Annotated in this window: 15 protein-coding genes; 13 read left to right on the plus strand and 2 right to left on the minus strand. The window is 44.0% G+C overall.

The window, feature by feature from the left end; translation table 11 throughout:
• The first annotated feature begins 149 nt into the window (after window positions 1-149).
• Window positions 150-1,520 carry an FAD-dependent oxidoreductase gene (locus EST42_RS09730; RefSeq protein WP_134645234.1) on the plus strand — a complete coding sequence of 457 codons (1,371 nt, stop codon included), beginning with the start codon at window positions 150-152 and terminating at the stop codon, window positions 1,518-1,520.
• A gap of 135 nt (window positions 1,521-1,655) precedes the next feature.
• Here EST42_RS09730 and EST42_RS09735 read toward each other — a convergent pair whose 3' ends face one another.
• Window positions 1,656-2,924 (minus strand): ISL3 family transposase, encoded by a 1,269-nt coding sequence (locus tag EST42_RS09735; protein WP_134643756.1) that lies wholly within the window; start codon window positions 2,922-2,924, stop codon window positions 1,656-1,658.
• Window positions 2,925-3,189: 265 nt separating this feature from the next.
• Here EST42_RS09735 and EST42_RS09740 point away from each other — a divergent pair, with 265 nt between their 5' ends.
• The 6 genes from EST42_RS09740 (at window position 3,190) to EST42_RS09765 (ending at window position 8,788) form a co-directional block, all read left to right on the plus strand.
• Window positions 3,190-4,743 carry an MDR family MFS transporter gene (locus EST42_RS09740; RefSeq protein WP_134645235.1) on the plus strand — a complete coding sequence of 518 codons (1,554 nt, stop codon included), beginning with the start codon at window positions 3,190-3,192 and terminating at the stop codon, window positions 4,741-4,743.
• 1 nt (window position 4,744) lies between these two features.
• Window positions 4,745-5,497 carry a DUF4811 domain-containing protein gene (locus tag EST42_RS09745; protein ID WP_134645236.1) on the plus strand — a complete coding sequence of 251 codons (753 nt, stop codon included), beginning with the start codon at window positions 4,745-4,747 and terminating at the stop codon, window positions 5,495-5,497.
• A gap of 251 nt (window positions 5,498-5,748) precedes the next feature.
• Window positions 5,749-5,949 (plus strand): cold-shock protein, encoded by a 201-nt coding sequence (locus EST42_RS09750; protein WP_003610350.1) that lies wholly within the window; start codon window positions 5,749-5,751, stop codon window positions 5,947-5,949.
• A gap of 74 nt (window positions 5,950-6,023) precedes the next feature.
• Window positions 6,024-6,920, plus strand: coding sequence for an RluA family pseudouridine synthase (locus EST42_RS09755; RefSeq protein WP_134645237.1), 897 nt, complete (start codon window positions 6,024-6,026; stop codon window positions 6,918-6,920).
• A gap of 158 nt (window positions 6,921-7,078) precedes the next feature.
• Window positions 7,079-7,402: a hypothetical protein gene (locus EST42_RS09760; protein ID WP_134645238.1), complete on the plus strand. Its 324-nt coding sequence runs from the start codon at window positions 7,079-7,081 to the stop codon at window positions 7,400-7,402.
• Window positions 7,403-7,573: 171 nt separating this feature from the next.
• The gene (locus EST42_RS09765; RefSeq protein ID WP_167711241.1) at window positions 7,574-8,788 is read left to right on the plus strand and encodes a CAP domain-containing protein; all 1,215 of its coding nucleotides are present in this window, start codon (window positions 7,574-7,576) and stop codon (window positions 8,786-8,788) included.
• A 59-nt stretch (window positions 8,789-8,847) separates the two neighbouring features.
• On the opposite strand, the gene EST42_RS09770 is transcribed toward EST42_RS09765, so the two are convergent.
• Window positions 8,848-10,086, minus strand: a complete 1,239-nt coding sequence (locus EST42_RS09770) for an aminopeptidase (RefSeq protein WP_134645240.1) — start codon at window positions 10,084-10,086, stop codon at window positions 8,848-8,850.
• Between the two features lie 379 nt (window positions 10,087-10,465).
• Between EST42_RS09770 and EST42_RS09775 the strand changes: the two genes are divergently transcribed.
• The 6 genes from EST42_RS09775 (at window position 10,466) to EST42_RS09795 (ending at window position 14,924) form a co-directional block, all read left to right on the plus strand.
• Complete coding sequence (locus EST42_RS09775) at window positions 10,466-10,723, plus strand: hypothetical protein (RefSeq protein ID WP_134645241.1); 258 nt, start codon at window positions 10,466-10,468, stop codon at window positions 10,721-10,723.
• Between the two features lie 258 nt (window positions 10,724-10,981).
• Complete coding sequence (locus EST42_RS11465) at window positions 10,982-11,113, plus strand: hypothetical protein (RefSeq protein ID WP_280633888.1); 132 nt, start codon at window positions 10,982-10,984, stop codon at window positions 11,111-11,113.
• 9 nt (window positions 11,114-11,122) lie between these two features.
• Window positions 11,123-11,440: a hypothetical protein gene (locus EST42_RS09785; protein WP_134645243.1), complete on the plus strand. Its 318-nt coding sequence runs from the start codon at window positions 11,123-11,125 to the stop codon at window positions 11,438-11,440.
• Window positions 11,441-11,591: 151 nt separating this feature from the next.
• Complete coding sequence (locus EST42_RS10675; RefSeq protein WP_167711243.1) at window positions 11,592-11,762, plus strand: hypothetical protein; 171 nt, start codon at window positions 11,592-11,594, stop codon at window positions 11,760-11,762.
• 703 nt (window positions 11,763-12,465) lie between these two features.
• Window positions 12,466-13,944, plus strand: coding sequence for a helix-turn-helix domain-containing protein (locus EST42_RS09790; RefSeq protein ID WP_134645244.1), 1,479 nt, complete (start codon window positions 12,466-12,468; stop codon window positions 13,942-13,944).
• Window positions 13,945-14,204: 260 nt separating this feature from the next.
• Window positions 14,205-14,924 (plus strand): PucR family transcriptional regulator, encoded by a 720-nt coding sequence (locus tag EST42_RS09795; protein WP_134645245.1) that lies wholly within the window; start codon window positions 14,205-14,207, stop codon window positions 14,922-14,924.
• Window positions 14,925-15,133: the final 209 nt, after the last annotated feature.

Raw genomic sequence — 15,133 nt, forward strand, 5'->3', positions numbered from 1 at the left:
TTTTTAAGGATTCTTTGACAAGCATCTTTCGACAGGTATATCATATTTTGTAAACCCTAGTAGCTTTCAAGGGGGGGATACGTGTGAATTAAATGAAATCGGATAGTTAATATATGCACAAAACAACATACGATTAATGGGGGATTATCATGGCAAAACAAAAAATTGCAGTCATCGGTGCATCACACGGTGGTCACGAAGTCGCACTAGAATTGTTAACACAGTCCGATGCATACGATGTCACGGTCTTCGAGGCTGGTGACTTTATTTCATTTATGTCTTGTGGGATGGAACTCTATCTAACCGGGGCAGTCCAAAATGCTGAGCTTGTCCGAAATTTCAAGCCATCAGATCTAGAAAAATATGGCGGTCATGTACGTAATAACGCGAGGGTCACAGGTATTGACGCGACGAACCACACACTCACAATTAATAACCAGGACTTATTCACTTATGACAAAGCAGTCTTAAGTGTGGGTGTAACCCCCTCGCACTTAACGATTCCAGGTTCGAATTTAGCCAACATTATTCCGATGCGTGGTTACGATTGGGCCAAGCGTATTAAACAATACCTCAACGATGCAACAATCAAAGACGTCACCGTTATTGGGGCTGGGTACATTGGTATTGAGGCCGTTGAAGCGCTGGTGAGAGCTGGCAAAAACGTGACCGTCCTAGACATGTTACCTCGTGTGTTAGCCGCTTACCTTGACGCCGACATGACGGATATTATCACGCAAGAATTAATTGCCCATGGCGTCAACGTAAAAGTTGGTGAGGCCATCACCGCATTCGAGGGATCGGAAAATGAGGGCGTGACAGCAGTCGTAACTGACCAGGGAACCTATGCAACCGACTTAGTCATTGAAGGTATTGGGGTAACCGCAAACACAGCGCCCTTTGCAGATACGTTAGCGCTCGATAAACGAGGCTGGATTGAGACAACCCGTAATTTCGAAACCAATTTACCAGATGTCTATGCCATTGGTGACGCTGTGAAGCCTTACTATATTCCAACTGGACAACAACAGCCGGTAGCCTTAGCTTCCACAGCACGACGTGAAGCCCAATATGTCGCCCAACGAATTATGGGCAACAAACATGATGTTGATTTCAAAGGGGTTGTTGGCGCCTCGGCTTTAAAAGTTTTTGATTATACATTCGCCTCAGCCGGCCTAAACAGTGTCACGGCTGATCGGTCAAAAATTAAAATTTCAGCCATTACCTACACCGATACACGTCAGCCCGCCTTCGTACCCACCAGCGAGGGGAACGGGGACATTATTGTCCGTTTAGCGTTTAATCCTGATTCACGAATCATTTTAGGTGGCGCTATTATGGCACGTGATTACGATGTTACCGGCTTTGGTAATACGTTGGCCCTAGCCATTGCACAAAAAATGACCGTGGATGATTTAGCAGAAGCCGACTTTTTCTTCCAGCCAGGATTCGACCGGCAGTGGTCAGTATTAAATTTGGCCGCGCAAAAAGCTTGCCACTATGGTGAATTCACCAAATAAAAGTAGCTTATTCTAATAAAGTCGTGTTAAAAGGGCTCTATGCCAAATAGCGTTGGTCGACAATAAAATTGAAAATTAACGCGATTTGAAGAGTCGCAAAAAGTGGTGATGACAGAAATGTTGTCACCACTTTTTTTAGAATTTTCCATACTTCATTTGGATACGGATGCGTCGCATGTAATTACCGAGGTTTTGATAACCGTATGCGGTACGAGCTATTTGCTTAAGGCGACGGTTGATGCCTTCGATTTTACCGTTTGACCATGGGCAACGAAGACTTTCGAGGATGCCTTTTAAATTGCGCTTAAAAGTACCGATGGTCACGTCCATGGCGGAACCCACCGGTTTGTAAGTGCTGATCAATGCATGAATTAGCTCGGGGCTACGCTTGTCCATTGCTTCTAAAGCTTCTTGGTACACTAAATAAGCCGCCTCGAGAACCGGAAATGATTTGAACACTAGCGTGAGAGCTTCTTCTTCCGTGATATATTCGTTCAAGCCTCGCATATATTTACGATGGGTAGTTTCTAAGTTGCTGTATTTTTTGAGGAAAAGGCGCCAGCCGTTTTTCATTATTTTGTATTCACGAGAGTGCTTATCAAGTAGATGCTGAATGCCTGTGCGAATAGTGTTGATGGCACGGGTCATTAGTTGAACGATATGGAATCGATCAATGACAATTTGGGCATTAGGAAATAGTTCCGGCACGAGGGTAGCGTAGCTAGCGTTCATGTCCATGACGACGTGCGTGACTGCCTGGCGTTGCTTCAAAGAGAAGCCATAGAAATAACTTCGGATTGTGTTTAAATCACGACTTGGCAATATCTCCATAAAGTTGTCAGGTGATGCATACACGAAAGCGTATGATCTGCTAATTCGAATTTCATCGAAGCTTAGAACTGCTGGTAAATGACTGTAGTCATAACGATAATCCTGGAGTTCGTCGTTGATAACACGGTGAACTGTTGAGTGTGAAAGACGCAAAATAAAACCGATAACTTTCTCTGAAATATCCTCCATAGCCAGTCGAATAACTTGAAGGCGTAGGGGTTTAGAGATGTTTCGGGCTTCTTCTAAATCGGGTGATGACACAACTACGGAAGCGTTGCACTCATGGCAGTAATAGCGCTGCTTACGCAGGCGTAGGCGGTTGTCGAAACCGTTAGTTGCGGGTAGCTTTACTTCGGTGGGTTTGCTGAAACCATTTTTGGTTAATATACTCTCTTGGCCACACAACGTGCATCGATCCATATCACCGTGTAGTGCAGCTTCATAAACGATAGTTTTATGATTATCTTTTCCACGATATGAGATGTGGTTGAATTCACCGTTATCATCCATTAAAAATTCGAAATTTGGGTCTGTTAATCCGACGCTACGTAGGATAGAATCATTTAAAGACATCAATAGCTCTCCTTGTATTTTGGTCTTAGACGACTTTAGGATACACCGAGCTATTGGTGTTTTTATTGTTGTTCTGAGAATGATTGATAAATGCAAAAAAGCGTTGGCGATTAACCACCAACGCCAAAAAGAATAGAACCGAAATAATCGGTAATCTTTGTCAAAAAAGTTGACAAAAACACTTGCAAAGTTTGTTAAGTAGCTTTACAATTAGTTCTTGTCAAATTGATACACTTATAAATAAATAGAATAATTGGAGGATGACATGGCAAAAAATAAAAGTGTTGCTATGGACATCAACGGAACCCCATTTAGTCGTTCTGCCATGGTGGCGGTGCTCTTAATCGGTACTTTCGCTGGTGTGTTAATGCAAACCTCGTTGGGAACCGCAATCCCAACTTTGATGCGCGATTTTGATATCACGTTAGCCACGGCCCAACAAGCAACAACATGGTTCTTGTTAGCTAACGGTATTATGATGCCAGTTTCTGCGTACCTATCAACGCGTATTCCATCTAAGGTCTTGTACATTTTTGCGTACTTGATGTTGTTTGCCGGAATGGCTACAACGGCCTTTACGCCGGCACACCACGATATGTGGTGGATGTTCTTGCTGGGACGTATCCTGGTAGCCATCGCGGTGGGTGTGACTATGCCGTTGATGCAAGTGGTAATGGTGAACATTTTCCCAGCCGAAGAGCGTGGGGCGGCCATGGGAATTAATGGTATTGTCATTGGTTTGGCACCTGCCATTGGACCAACGTTGTCTGGATGGATTTTGGAAAAGAATCACCACTTCTTGGGTCTGACGATTTCTGACTCATGGCGGACGATCTTCTACTTACCAATGTTTGTTTTGGCATTGGTGATTATCGCATCACCATTCTTTATTAAGAATGTTATCCCTAACCGTAAGATGAAGTTGGATGTCCCATCGTTGATTATTTCAACCCTTGGGTTCGGAATCTTCTTATGGTCATTTACGAATGTGGCGACTGATGGTTGGGGCGACTTCAAGAACGTTATTTTGCCAATGATTGTTGGTTTGTTGTTCATCGTTTTGTTCGTCGTACGCCAATTGAAGTTGGATGAACCATTTGTTGACGTGAAGGTCTTTAAGAACCACCAATTCGCGTTGACGACTGTGGCAGTTATGATGGCAATGATGGCGATGATGGGTGTCGAAATGATGTTGCCAACATACTTGCAAAACGTTCACACCATGTCACCATTGGAATCAGGATTGACGTTGTTGCCTGGGGCTTTGATGATGGGTATCATGGCGCCAATCGCTGGTTCAGCCTACGATAAGATCGGTGCTAAGCGTTTAGCCTTGACTGGCTTCTCAATCTTGGCCATTGGAACAGTGCCATTCTTATTCTTGACGGCGTCAACACCAGCACACTTCATTACCGCTTTATACGCGGTTCGTATGTTTGGTATCGCCATGGCCATGATGCCATTGACGGCGATGGCCATGTCAGTATTGCCACCAGCTGAGGCACCACACGCAACGGCCGCTAACAACACGGCTCGCCAAGTTGCATCAGCTGTTGTTGTGGCCTTGTTGTCATCAGTTACACAAAATGTAATTTCAAATAATGAGCCTGCTAAGGCATTGTCAAAGACGAACCCACTCCAGTACGGGGCGGATTACTTGGAAGCTTCAATGAAGGGATTCCACGTATCGTTTGCCATCGGTTTGGGATTTGCCATCATTGGTATCATCGTTGCAATGTTCTTGAAGGGTGGGGCCATTAAGGCAGCCGGTTATTCAAATCACAAGCCCGTTGACCCACAAATGAAGGAGGCCGAGTAAGATGGTTATTATCCTTTTGGCAGTCTTCGTCATTTTGACGTTTATTTCTTGGATTAAGATTGAGAATGTTCCTGCTCGCGTTGTAGCTGGATTGATTTCAGGTGGATTACTCCTGGCTACAGTTTTGATGTTGGTGGCGAACTTCAACAACCATTTTGGGATGGAGAAAGTCACTAAGACGGAAACTGAGACAATTTATTCTGCCGGTGGGACCAAGGTGCCAGCTGGTATGATGATTGCCCAAGCTTTGGGCACAAAGTCAAACAACTATGTTATGATTTATGCCGATAAAGAAAATGCTAAGCCAACAGCTCACTTTGTACCTAATAAGAAGCACATTGTGGAGGCGGTCAAGAAGACGGCGACTTATAAGTTGATCGATACTGACAAGGCAACGGTCACGACTAAGACGACTCGTTGGGAGTGGCAAAATGCTTTTTTTAAGTTGATGTTTGGGTTTGGGGGTGAAGGCCACTCATTGTATAAGCAACAAACAGTTGTTAAGTTGCCTAAGGATACGTGGGTAGTTATGACGCCAGCACAATCAAAGGCTGTGCAAGCGAAGCAAAAGGCAGCTGCGGCTAATCCTGCTGCTGCGCAAGCACAACAAGAACAACTAAAGGCTGCGGCTTCTGCAAAGATTGCGGCTTACATGCAAGCTAATCCCAAGGCTTCGCAAGATGACGTTAAGGCGTACACCACAAAGGTGACGGCTCAACTAACGGCTGAAGCCATGAAGGCGATGTTAAAGTAAGTTAGAAGGACGTTCTGGCATGGTCAGAATGTCCGTTTTTGTTTCAAAATTTATACCAATCATAGACCAACGGCTTTTTTGGATAAGATTAAAATATTTAATTTAAAACTTTGGGTATCTTTCTTTGGATAAGCGTGCTATACTTATGTACATAGTTTAAAGGATTTTGTTTTATGTTTCACAGAAATATCTGGCATCGTCATATTTAGATTATTAAAAAATTCGGCAATAATTGCCAGGAGGTTTCAAACATGGAACAAGGAACAGTAAAGTGGTTTAACGCAGACAAGGGATTCGGTTTCCTTTCACGTGAGTCAGGTGACGATGTATTCGTTCACTTCTCAGCTATCCAAGGTGACGGATTCAAGTCATTGGAAGAAGGACAAGCTGTATCATTCGAAGTTCAACAAGGTGACCGTGGCTTGCAAGCTGCTAACGTTACTAAGTTGTAATAACGGCTTAAAGGCAACCTGTTAGTCATCAGGTTGCCTTTTTGTTTGCAGTTTTAAAAGGAGTAGTGGGTGTGATGACAGTTTGGACGAAGCGTGTTGTTTTACCATCAGATCAACCAGCAATTTCGATTAAAGAACAGCTAACAGCTTGGCAAGTGCCACGACGCATCAGAGGTAATTTTAGAATGGACCGGCGTATCTTATTGAACGGTGTTTACCAACCAACCTCGACGCGGGTAAAGCCGGGTGACGTTCTCGATATGACCTGGGTGCCGGCAGATTTTGAAGTGTCGGATTCACATTATGTACCAGATGCTAGTCAACCATTAGATGTGCTGTTTGAAAGTGATGATTTAATTGTTGTGAATAAATGGAAAGGCGTCAAGACCCATCCGAATTCGCCCGGTGAAGATGGCACCATGATGAATTTTGCACAAGCCTATTTAGCAGAGCAGGGCAAATCGGCGTATATGGTTCATCGGTTGGATGGCGACACGACAGGCGCGCTCATTATAGCTAAAAATCCATATGTTGTGCCAATGTTAAATCAAATGTTGCGTGACAAGACAATCAAGCGGACGTACCTTGCGTGGGTATGTGGCAACATTAACGCAACGAGCGGCACCATTGATGTACCAATTGGTGATAATCCAACAGACTCCCGCACACGGATGGTCAATGGCCCTAATGCGCGCCCAGCGGTCACCTACTGGCACAAGGTGCATACGGTCTATCAAAATACGCTCGTGAGGCTTGAATTAGCGACAGGACGCACACATCAGATTCGCTTACATATGAAGTACCTCGGCTACCCGTTAGTTGGTGATCCACTCTATAATCCAGACAGTGCTTATTCAGGTGGTTTATTACTGCACGCGGCGGCGATTCAACTACCAATTCCGTTCACTAATGATGTGAAATCAGTTGGGGCGCATTTACCGCCGACATTTCCGCGCAATCTACAAAAATAACCCGTGTACGGTGCTAAGAATGCAAATTTTTTCATACATTCCGGAATGTGCTACTCTTTAGTAAGAGAGAAAATTTTGGGCAGGTCGATATGATTGATAGCACACAACTATACAATGCGTGGCGTAACGAAAATGGTCCAAAATCGAGGTTTTAAAAGATGAACGCAGATATTGTAAGAATTGAGACATCGCACTTGGATGTCGAAGGATTGCCAATTACGCTTTATGTTTATGAAGAATCAAGTCTTTTTGAATCGCAGTTGCGGATTTTAGATGGTGGCTATGTGACGGAAGATCTAGCTTTGGTAGAAGGTCGTGGCGAGTTAGCACGTTCGGAGTTGAATGATGTAAAAACGAAGTTGAAAGGGACTGATGTTCGACTCGATAAGCGCGATGCTTCCTTATATATGAAGACGAAATTTGAAGGTTATGATGTCGATGTTGCACAGTTGTGCGAAACGATTCTACGCTTACAACAGTAGGGCGGAAAAAGCGCTTAACTTCTTGCTAAGAGGTTAAGCGCTTTTTTAAGGTTAATATATAAAAAATATTTATATTTGTAATGAATTTGTTAAGACGATTTGCTAAACTTAATGTTTGTTAGAGAAAGAGACAACGGGTTTGAATATGACTATCAAGGGGATTTATTAAATATGAACACGGTTTCTCGTAAGAAGATGTACAAATCAGGTAAGCAATGGGTAGCACTAGCGACAGTGGCAACAGTTGCTGGCGTCGCCATCACGACAAACGACAAAGCGTCTGCTGATGTTTGGCAGGCTAATAGCGTCCGACAAGTAACCAATCAACTGGCACAAGCGGGTGGTTTGGCAAACTACAACGTTCAGTATGGGGATACTGTTTGGGCATTGGCCTTAGCAAATGGTGAGAACTTGGATACGTTTGTTAACCAATTTGGTATTGCAAATCCGGATGTGTTGTTTGCAAATGAAAGTTTTATGGCACAAACGACTACTGGTGCGACTGTACAACCTCAAACTGTTACAGAGCAAACCGCAATGACTGAGCAAGATGCTGTTGCGACCAGCGCTGCGACACCAACATCAGAGGCAGTCGTAGCGAGTCAGGTTACTGATTCAGTTGCTGCCAGTCAAGTAGCGAGCGAAGCGGCTTCAATTGCTGCTAGTCAGGCGGCGGCAGCTTCATACGCAGCTAGCGTAGCACAGTCACAAGCTGACGCTGCATCGATGGCGGCTGCGGAGTCACAAGCGGCGGCCGCTTCTGAAGCTGCTGCTAGTCAGGCGGCAGCAGCTTCATACGCAGCTAGCGTAGCACAGTCACAAGCTGACGCTGCATCGATGGCGGCTGCGGAATCACAAGCGACGGCCGCTTCTGAAGCTGCTGCGCACCAAACTGCATCGGCTGCACTTGCAGCTGCTTCTTCAGCCGCCGTAGTCGCTCAGGTGGCGGCTGAGCAAGCGTCATCACAACAAGCTGCAGCTAGTACCGTCCAATCACAAGTAACGGCTGAGTCACAAGTTCAGACTGAGGCGACAGTAGCCACGGTTGGCAGCGCGGATATGTCGACATTTAATGCCTTAAATACGTTGCGTCAGTCACAGGGGTTGGCGCCATTGACGTTTGATAACGATTTGGCAGCGCGTGCACAGGCACGGGCCCAACAAATGGCTAACTTGGGTGGTGTTGCGAGTGATCACTACAGCACCGCTGGTGAAGTCGTAGCGATTGATTACGCCCCAGGTACGTCGGTTGTAAACGCTTGGTTTGATGAAACAAACATGATGCCGGTTGGGACAACTGGTCACCGCGATTGGGAGATGAACGCGGGTTACTCACGTGTTGGGATTGCAATTGTTGGCAACATTATCGTCGGTGAAGCAAATTAATGACAATTAAAAAGCATCTGGTGTTTGCGAACGCCAGATGCTTTTCGTTTTGTGTACAGTTATGCCCAGTCACCATTGCGGAAGACAGGGATGACTTGACCGTCATACGTGATGCCGTCGATACTCATATCGGCTGATCCCACCATAAAGTCAACGTGAACCAATGACTCGTTCTGGCCCTTTGCTTGACGCGCAGCGACGTCCATTTGGGTGCCACCCTTCAAATTGAATGGGTATGCCGCACCAAGTGCCAAGTGGTCAGAAGCGTTTTCATCAATCAAAGTATTGTAGAAAACAATGCCTGATTGTGAAATTGGTGACGGATCTGGCACCAATGACACTTCGCCCAAAGATGAAGCGCCTTCATCAGTCTTGATCAATTGTTGTAGGACTGCTTCACCGGTTGAGGCATGCGCTTCCGTGACGTGGCCATCAACGAACGTTAGCTTGATATCATTAATCAAAACGCCTGCGTATGATAATGGCTTTGTTGACGTCACGGTACCGTGAATGTTGCGGTAGTCAGGAGAGGTGAAGACTTCCTCAGTTGGCATGTTAGCGACGAACATGTTACCAGCCTTGTCAATTGAGTCAGCAGCTTCCCATACGTGATCCTCGGCTAACCCAACTGTTAAATCAGTGATGGGTGAGTAGTAGTGTAACTCCTTGAAGTTCAAAGCGTTCAGCCATTGCGCCTTTTCTTTCAAAGTATTCACATGGGCCATCCAGTCAGCGATGACGTCGTTTGCAACCCCGACACGAGTAATCTTGAAGATTTCTTCCCAAAGACGGTCAGTTGCAGCTTCACCCTTTAAATCAGGGAAAACTTTTTCAGCCCAGGATTCACCAGCCGCGGCAACAACTAACCATGACACATCATTATTCATCGTGGCCTTGCGAACGGCTTGATTAGCGCGTTGGTAGGCTTGTTGGTAGGCCGAGACGCGATCGCCATCAACAGCACCAAGGCCATCTGGATCGGCAGAAATCAGTGAAATGCGAGTCGTATGCTTCGCCATCAATTCTTCAGCGCGAACAGATACCCAAGTGGGGATGTTCGTCAAAGAATCGTTGTTGGCGTGTTGCAAAAATTCACGTTGCACATGAATGTCCTGCCATTCAATCATGACGTTGTTTGCGCCACGCTTGTAGGCCGAGTCTACAATTTTATGCACCAGAGGCACCTGTGCGACGTCCGCATAGATGACAATATCTTGTCCCTTTTGGACATTAACCCCAACTGACGTAATTAAGTCAGCGTACTTTTGTGATAACAAATCAAAATTTTCTAGTGTCATCTGTTGTACCCCGTTGTTTATTAAGATGTTCTCATTTTACCTGAAAAATTTGGAATACGAAATAGGTAAGGGGTGTTGTTCATGAAATCGCAATAAGTCGACTAAATGCTTTTACGCTAAATGTTTGAAACCGTTTTCACAAATTATCGTATTTTTCTAATATAATGAATTATTAGTAATAGCCTGACAGAGAAAAACAGGGATTGAAAATATCACAGGTACTATTGGTGGAGCGGATTAATGTGTTTCGGGATGAAAAAATATAATGGTTGAAGATATTGAAAAAGCCGGGATTTCAAGGTCACGATACTATCGGTTTGTTCGTGGTGAGACACAAATCTCAGTAGTGGATTTATCTCGCGTATGAAAGTTATTTGCAGTGTCGTTTTCAGAATTGTTTGATGGTGTAATTGCTGATCCGTATCAGTTGGGTATTGGCGACTTAGCAAAATGTACGGAAGCTGAATTACGTCAAAAACAAGCGGAAATTGAACAAACTGCTGTATCGGTTGGTTATTCAACGGCTGAAATGGTGGCAATTGTGATTGGTATCATCATCGATCGCCGCAATGGGTTTATTATCGTGACAAAACACAACTTTTATATGAATGCCTTAATAGCATTCAGGCGTTCATAATTTTTGAAATGCGTGTCTTTTCATTAATTGCAACGTATTTACCACCAAAACGTTTTTTTAAACTCTGTCGAAAATTCGCTCACGCATCCCAAGATTTCTGCGATTAGATGCCTGGTAATTTGTTTGAAACAAGTTTAATGATTCATATGATCGCGCTTAATCAGGTGGTTGTTTGGCCTAAAAATTAAACGTGACGGACGTCTGGCTGACCTTGTCACGTGTCAGCCAGCACGCCGTTCAAATGTAAAAATTTTGCTAATGCAACGATTTACCGGGTTGCTACGCACCTATTTAATCATGGATTCAGAAGTGGTCGCGACTGAAATTGGCGTCATTTTGATGGCTACGCAACAAATGGTCATGCGCGAAATGACGATGCAGACGGTCTAGACGTCCCTGGTGGCGGTTTGGACACGGCTACGATTAAGTAAGCAACAATTGCATGCGCAAAAAAGGGCCGAGACGTTGCCAGCTATCATCACTGATTTGACGCTACAACCGCGAAGTCAATCATTTGGCGAGGCGTTACGCCGACGTTTGAAAGACGAGCATATCCGGGTACGGAGTTTGGAAGCCCTGGGTTTTTCAAAGTCGAAGTTGTACCGATTATTTGACGATGTGGGCACCCTGATGATTGAAGAGATGTTAAATTTGATGCGCATTCTTGGGTTTGAGACTGGGACATTGATGCGGTCCTTATGTCGTGGTTCCCAATAGACGAACAAAATGAACGTACAAATTTATATAGCGCCTCGCACAGTGTCGTATCGCCAGCTGTCTTATGGGAAAGTGCGACTGATATCGAAGATTATTACGAGGATGAAGTCTACGCTGCCGTACAGGTGGACGTGCCAAACGGGTTGCGACGGTGGTTGCCAAGCTACTACGTGAGTTAGATGAGTGGCGCGAAAAGGAATATTGGCCCGTTAAAGTTGGCTTGATGGTAGTGACAAATGATGATGAGTTGGTGATTTGGTTTCGGCGAATGCGACAAAATTACCGGGATAACTGGGTGACACGGGTTTATACCGACCGCTAAATTGATGCGGTAGAGTACGAGATTTTCGGCGCACTCTTCAAGGGAGATTTCGACCGTGTCCTCCAGCTTGTCCGACTGGCTTTAACGAATAATCCGTCACTAACTAATACGTTACGCTATACTGCTTGGCGTTGGTGGGTTGAATCATATCGGCTATACGAACAGTTTGCAGATAATCTATTGGAAACGATTCGCCAATTAAAAGGGCTCTACAATAATTATGCTGTCCGTCTGGGTGATGGCCCACTAGTTCATGTTGAGGTAAAGTCATGAAAAAGTTTTTCAGATTGGCAGTGGCGGAGGGGTTCGGGACAACGTTGAGCAGTCAGCAAGCGTTTAGCGCGTCAGTTGAGTTGCCGTAGACAATTAAGAGTCAATAATTGCAAAGCCCGTTAAACATTTGATAAAATAATAAGTAATCGGGGAACCCTTGGAATTTAGCTAAATTATTAAAAACAGAAAAATGTTACGTCGGCACATTGCCAATCACTTCGGTAAGTTAAGCTTGTACTATCAGTAACCCCTATGGTATATATGAGGTTGGTTTGTGAGCGATTCTGATGAATCGCTCTTTTTGTGAGATTGAATAAATGACACTGTTAACTAATATTTTTCATACGTAAAAATAATCCCGCGAAATCAAGAAACAATAACCGATTGAACTAAGCATATTGAACGAAGATAGAAGTGAGAGAATGCGATTATGGAGTGGCTATTACCTAAGAAAGATCAAGAACGTTTAGCATTACATCGATATTTGACGAGCAAGTCAAGCCATGCTGTCCTAATTAAAGACATCATGGCGGATTTAGGGTGGTCACGGTATATGGTCTTGCAAAACGTGGAAACATTGCGCGTTGATTACCAACAAGTTGGGGAGGGAAACATTGTGTATCTCCGACTAGTTGATTCAAACCGGGCATTACAAGTTGATCAGTTACAAACAATTAGTGATACAACTTTATTAGGAGAGTACATTCGAAATTCCCTACGATTCGATGTGCTAATGGATATTTTCTTAGAAGTGGCGCAGTCTAATGAAATGATTGCTTTGCGTCACTCATCGAGTACAACTGTTGCCCGTGTGACTAAGGTCGAAGTGGGTGAGAAACTTGAAAAATTTGGTATCCAAATTTCTGACGATTATCAATTAGTTGGGGATGAACGAAATATTCGAATTCAGCTGTTTGAGGTATTGTATACTGCCTATGCCGATCAGCCAACGCCGTTTCCAGCGGATGTGCAAGCAGCAACTGATAAGGTTGAGGCGATTATTGAAGAACAAACGCAAATACGTACGACTGTTAAGAAAGCATTCCGTATCTTTTTTGGTATTTGGTATACTCGCTTGAAGCACGGTCACTTTATTGGTGATTATAACCACCAACTCTTTAAGCCAGATGCGGACTTGTCACTACATGCGCGGATGATTATCGATAAATTGCGTGAGGTGATTACGCTTTCCTTTGATAATCAGGTGCCAGGGTGTGACGAAGAGTTACGTTTTGGCTTAGGATCGATGTATTCACTAGGCATTGGTTCAGGTTCATACCGAGTTGCCAACCTGGCACCGGATGTCCGCCGGAAGTTCCAGAAAATTTATGATGACGTTTGCGAAGTTTATCAAGAATTTTTTGGCTTGTCGTTATCACAACCAGAATTAGAGGTAATCCAAAAAGCACTCTTCTCGTTGAATTTCCGGATGCTGTTCTTCAGACAAAATGGCATTGCGCACCCAATTAATCGTCAATTCTCGATGAGTACGTTTCCAATTCACACGTCATTTACAGAACGAGTCGTTGCCCGTATTGCACCACACTTTGGCTTATCAGAAGCAGAAGTATCAACGGCCATCTTTAATGAGTATCTGAATACATTTGTGCTTGTATTGAATACTAGTGAAATCTTGCCAGTGATTAATGTTACCGTCGATATGATTGATATGCCGGCACTCGAACAAATTATTATTGAGCGGCTTGCAAAATGGCAATCAGTTAACCTTAATATCACCACCGAATTTACATCAGAAACGGACCTATACATTTCTGATGTGCAACTCGATAGCCAAGTGCCGGGCTTTGCCTGGCGGTCATTCCCAGAAAATACGGAAGAAAAAGCGTTGCATGAAAAGTTAATCGAATTAACTGTGCAGCGTTTCCAAGCATTGACCGGCAAGATATAAGTATATAAGAGCGTCATCCTAAGTTGTTAGGATGGCGTTTTTTTGGATTTTTTTGTTTGTCAGGAATGAATATAAACCAACAATAGCCTATCTAGGCCGTCGATGTCAGGGAATTGGTGTAGCGATGATACGAATGCCAGCCACCCAACAAACTGATTTTCATGTAAGCGCTTAATTTTTAGTCAGCTGAATGTTTGTTAACAATGTAAACTTAATAGTAAGCAGTGACAGGTCAAAGAAAATCTATGGAGGGCACAACTATGCTTGAGACATTTATACAACAATGGTTAATCATGTCAGATTATAATTACACTGTTGATGATCGGTTTGTTCAGAAAGCACGGGCGTACGGTGTGGATTTTAGTGAACAATATGTGGCAATTGTGGTCGAGGGGAACCGCAGTCAATTGCCAAATCAGCGCTTAGCTTTTGACTTGGATCACTTACGACGGGTTTATATTTTTCCATTGGCGGGGGTTCATGAATTTTTGGCAACGTTGCCTGAACATGTCTTAGCGGGGGTCAGTCAGCCGCATTTTGATTTATCAAAGAGCATCAAGGAGGCGGTGTTTGCCTTAGCATTGACAAGTCCAGTGATTGATGAAATGAAAATTGTTTTTTACGAAGATATTGCTAATTTGGCACAAGTTGTGGAAGCGGGTGTCGCCTATTCGCAAGTTGAACAATTCTTAAAGGATCGGGTCGATGAGGAAGTACAAGTTACCTTATGGCTGTACGGCACGTTGGGGCATTCAATGAGTGAACTGAGTGATACCTTGCATGTCCACCGCCGGACGGTGCAATATCGATTAGACAAAATTGCCCAGTCAACGGATTTAAATCCACGGGTACCAGCTGAAATATTGCCGTTGCTTGTATCGTATATGCGGCTGAAGACGGCAGTGATAGTACCGGCATTAAATGCGCAATTACAACGATTAACCACTGACCTGCAGGCACGTGATATGGCAACGACCTAATGTTACATATAAATACTAGATAAATTGGTAGTCATACAGTGAGGTGACTACCTTTTGTACGTTTAGGGTGCTCACTATTTTTTGGTTCAAAGTCACATGGTACTGATGATCGGTAAAATTTAATATTTTGAACCTTGCTTAGGCAGCTGATTTTTCACATTGTTGAGATCAGCTGCCTTTTGCTTATAGTTCATTGAGTAGAAACTATT

The sequence above is a fragment of the Weissella cibaria genome (genome assembly GCF_004521965.1).
Taxonomy (GTDB): Bacteria; Bacillota; Bacilli; order Lactobacillales; family Lactobacillaceae; genus Weissella; species Weissella cibaria_A.

Coding starts and splice junctions, on each gene's coding strand:
- EST42_RS09735 (WP_134643756.1), bottom strand. CDS start 2,924: ATGTCTTTAAATGATTCTATCCTACGTAGCGTCGGATTAACAGACCCA.
- EST42_RS09755 (WP_134645237.1), top strand. CDS start 6,024: ATGACAGTTTGGACGAAGCGTGTTGTTTTACCATCAGATCAACCAGCA.
- EST42_RS09765 (WP_167711241.1), top strand. CDS start 7,574: ATGAACACGGTTTCTCGTAAGAAGATGTACAAATCAGGTAAGCAATGG.
- EST42_RS11465 (WP_280633888.1), top strand. CDS start 10,982: ATGCAACGATTTACCGGGTTGCTACGCACCTATTTAATCATGGATTCA.
- EST42_RS09795 (WP_134645245.1), top strand. CDS start 14,205: ATGCTTGAGACATTTATACAACAATGGTTAATCATGTCAGATTATAAT.
- EST42_RS09760 (WP_134645238.1), top strand. CDS start 7,079: ATGAACGCAGATATTGTAAGAATTGAGACATCGCACTTGGATGTCGAA.
- EST42_RS09790 (WP_134645244.1), top strand. CDS start 12,466: ATGGAGTGGCTATTACCTAAGAAAGATCAAGAACGTTTAGCATTACAT.
- EST42_RS09745 (WP_134645236.1), top strand. CDS start 4,745: ATGGTTATTATCCTTTTGGCAGTCTTCGTCATTTTGACGTTTATTTCT.
- EST42_RS09770 (WP_134645240.1), bottom strand. CDS start 10,086: ATGACACTAGAAAATTTTGATTTGTTATCACAAAAGTACGCTGACTTA.
- EST42_RS09750 (WP_003610350.1), top strand. CDS start 5,749: ATGGAACAAGGAACAGTAAAGTGGTTTAACGCAGACAAGGGATTCGGT.
- EST42_RS09730 (WP_134645234.1), top strand. CDS start 150: ATGGCAAAACAAAAAATTGCAGTCATCGGTGCATCACACGGTGGTCAC.
- EST42_RS09740 (WP_134645235.1), top strand. CDS start 3,190: ATGGCAAAAAATAAAAGTGTTGCTATGGACATCAACGGAACCCCATTT.